Raw genomic sequence first — 3,524 nt, forward strand, 5'->3', positions numbered from 1 at the left:
TTTACCCCCGATTCTATTGCCTGACGGAGAAAAGTTAGCATCATTTGCTGAGAACTATGCTGCAATCAGCCGAAGGGCGGTAAGGTGATGCCCGTAATCTGCCGGATATAGAGCCTATCGTACCCCGACTTATTGGCGCCACCGGACGGGATGGTGTCAAGCTGCCGAACGTCCTGCAGGCCTTTGGCAAGCGGCGGGTCACTTACCTGTAAAGTCCTCGTACGCCCCCAATCAACAGATGAGGCAGGGCGGCCGCTTTCGCGCACCCCGGCCGAGATTGCGCTCATGAAAACGATGGCTGAAACAGCTAATACACCGATGTGACGGTTTAGGAACATAAAACCACACTTCAGGTCATTGCCATTCGCGGCTTTGTCGATTAGGCGGAATCTTTGCGGCATAAACCAATATACAAACGGTATGCAAGCGAGAAAATCAGCCTTTACTGCGGTCACCCAAAGCCGTACCATTCTTAATCCGATTCTGAAAGACGAAGTTGTCTTTCTGGAAACCAGCAGCGAAAGCGGGGGAGAACACACCTTTGTTGAAGTAAAGCTCTCGGCGGGGGGCGGTAATCCGCTCCATTATCACGATACCTTTTCAGAAGAGTTTACCTGTCTGGAAGGGGAACTTAGTTTACAGGTGGGTGAGAAAATTATCCGGCTTCAGCCCGGCCAATCGGCCACTGCCCCGATTGGCAGCAAACACCGGTTTTTTAACAGCAGCAAGCACGATTGCCGGTTTCAGTGCCGCATTTCGCCGGGTTGTCCGGGATTTGAGCAGACCCTGCAAATCACCTACGGACTGGCCCGCGATGGCAGGACCGATGCCAAAGGCATGCCAAAAAGCCTCTATATACTGGGCTATACCGTACTGATAAGCGGCACATACCTGACCGGCTGGATGGCCGCCTTACAACCCGTTCTGAACTGGTTTGGCCGGAAAGCGATCAAAAACGGCACTGCTGCCGAACTGGAACGTCAGTATCGTACTATCTGGTAAACGACATGGGTTGTTGTCCGGATGTTGTATATTCAGGTTCAGAAAAGAGTTCGTAGTGGTTTCTTTCAGCCTTTAAACACGTTATCCCAACCAGTCACGTATGAAGAAGTGGACTACATTTGACCGCTACGATTTTTTGATTTATCTGCTGAATTCGCCGGCCCTGTTTATTGCGAATTACGTTATTTTCGGAAACGCTTACTACAACGATAAAACACTGTTCGTCAACGCAACCCTGATTGTCAATCTATGGGGAGCCGTGGTATTTCTTGTGCTGACCACCTGGATGAAATACATGCGGTACCGTTACGAACACCCCGATCAGTTCGGCAACCGGCTATTGTTTTCGATGTTGGGGTATTCGGGGTTTATGCTCATCACGATCCCGTTGGTTTTCCGGTTATTTGATTACCTGAACTATCCCTACAAGCCCGAAACCCTGCCGTGGGTATTAATGATCGGACTGGTTACGAATGTGGTGTCGGCCGGTTGTCATGAAGCCATTTATACCTATTACCAGCTTCGGGAAAGCAACCGGCGTGAGTTTGATCTGAAGCAACTGCACATGATGCAGCAGATGGACGTATTAAAACAGCAGGTAAACCCGCATTTTCTGTTTAACAGCCTGAATGCCCTGATTGCCCTGATCAGCGAAAGCCCGGAACGGGCCGAGCGGTTTGCCGAAGAGTTAAGCTCGGTGTATCGCTATGTGCTGCGGGCCAATGAACAGGATCTGACGGACCTGAATGCAGAATTGAATTTCATCCAGTCATACGCCCACTTACTCCGGACCCGATACGGCAACGGCTTCAGCCTGACAACGGAAATTGATCCGCAGTATGGAAATTATAAACTGCCCTCGCTGACACTCCAGTTGCTGGTAGAAAATGCCGTGAAACACAATGTGGTGATGGCAAGCCGCCCGCTCACCATTAAAATTCAGACCGATGCGCTGGCAAACCTGCATATCTCCAATAACCTTCAGCGAAAAAAACAGGGCGTTTTGTCAAATGGTGTCGGGCTGACGAATATTCTGGCAAAATATGACATTCTTGGTCAGCCAAAGCCCAGTGTTCGTGAAGAAGCCGGCCGGTTTCTTGTTGCGCTGCCGCTGATTCCGGTTAATGAAGCGTAGGGGAGGCCGCCGGATGGGATCATACCGGGCCGCAGCATGTATCAAAATGCCTTTAAATAAGTAAGCGTTTTTTAATCTGTTCCTGATTCCTATACTTGCTGATCACAACGACAAAAGCCATGACCATAAAAGCGCTGATTCCGGGCAGTGCCTGGCTGGTACTGCTTTTTCTGGTAACCGGTTCCCGGGAAGCAACGTCTCAGCCGCCCGCTACAACGCCCGGAAAACACACACTGGTGCAGATCATTTCGGCCGTTTCGTCACAAATGGATTCTGCCCGGTTTGATTCGGCTCAGCTTACCCTCAACAAAGGGTTCCGGATCCTGCAGCGACAGCCTGATCCTGAGATGGAATTTTACCTGCTGGCGTATCAAAGTGAGGTGTTTTATTACAATGCCATGGTCGAACAGGGAATACAGTTTGCCCTTAAGGGACTGAACGTAGCCGGCCAGCTGAATGATTCGACCATGATGGCCAACCAGCATAATTTGCTGGGGTTGCTTTACTCAGACCTCGATCAGTTAACAAAGGCGATTCAGCATCTTAAACGTGGACTGACGCTGTTGCCCGGTCATCCGGAAAGCCGTTTTGAGCTTACCGAACGGTATCAGATTTTATCCAATCTGGGGCAGTGTTATGATCAGATCGGGCAGTATGATCTGGCCATTAAGGTAAACCGCGAGTCGTACCGGCATGCCGTTTTAAAAAAATCTAAACGGGGCAGTGCGATTGCCGCATGGGCTTTGGGGAATGATTACGCCGCACTCACGGATGAGAAAGAAGCCATGGGGTGGTATACAACAGGGCTGGCAGAGGCTTTGTCGGGCAGAGAATACGATGTGGTGATTATGATTTACCTGGCCAGATGCAACCTGCTTCTCAAAAAAAAGCCGGAGCAGGCGGTGTTAGAGCTGGTTAAAGGAATCCGGTTGATGGATGCCAAACGAAGCCAGATTTCGACCTATTCGAGGCGGGCTTTTGCTAAGGAGCAAACCGGGATCTATTACCAGTTAAAAAATTACAAACGCGCTGTGGATACCCACCGGTTACTGAAACAAATCGATGATGAGATTCAGGAGGCGGAGAAAAAACAACGACTGGCCATGCTGCAGGCCTATTATGATAACGAAAACCGGATTTTACGATACCAGGAGCGCGAACGCTTCCACCGGAAAGAAATAGCCTACAATCAGCAACTGGCCCTGGCAACGGCTATTTTTGCCGGCTTGTTGCTGGTTAGCCTCCTGGCAGTGATGTATGGTTACAGACAGAAACAGAAAGTTAAGGACCTGATGCAGCAGCAAAAAATACAGGCACTTACCCGCGAACATGAAGTCGCAAACCTGAAAGCAATGATCATCGGTGAAGAACAGGAGCGGCTGCGCAT

4 protein-coding genes are annotated in these 3,524 nt (G+C 50.0%); 3 read left to right on the top strand and 1 reads right to left on the bottom strand.

The annotated features are described in order from the left end of the window. Positions 1-65: 65 nt before the first annotated feature. Positions 66-287, bottom strand: a complete 222-nt coding sequence (locus tag BLX24_RS29650; protein ID WP_143092884.1) for a hypothetical protein — start codon at positions 285-287, stop codon at positions 66-68. Positions 288-420: 133 nt separating this feature from the next. On the opposite strand from BLX24_RS29650, the gene BLX24_RS29655 reads away from it, so the two are divergent. The 3 genes from BLX24_RS29655 to BLX24_RS29665 all read left to right on the top strand — a co-directional run. Then, the gene (locus tag BLX24_RS29655; RefSeq protein WP_071506831.1) at positions 421-1,002 is read left to right on the top strand and encodes a cupin domain-containing protein; all 582 of its coding nucleotides are present in this window, start codon (positions 421-423) and stop codon (positions 1,000-1,002) included. A 100-nt stretch (positions 1,003-1,102) separates the two neighbouring features. Beyond that, positions 1,103-2,137: a sensor histidine kinase gene (locus tag BLX24_RS29660; RefSeq protein WP_071506832.1), complete on the top strand. Its 1,035-nt coding sequence runs from the start codon at positions 1,103-1,105 to the stop codon at positions 2,135-2,137. A 119-nt stretch (positions 2,138-2,256) separates the two neighbouring features. Then, positions 2,257-3,524, top strand: a 1,268-nt coding sequence (locus BLX24_RS29665) for a tetratricopeptide repeat protein (RefSeq protein WP_143092885.1), incomplete at its 3' end; no start/stop codon positions are given.

The sequence above is a fragment of the Arsenicibacter rosenii genome (genome assembly GCF_001870735.1).
In the GTDB taxonomy this organism is placed as follows: domain Bacteria; phylum Bacteroidota; class Bacteroidia; order Cytophagales; family Spirosomataceae; genus Arsenicibacter; species Arsenicibacter rosenii.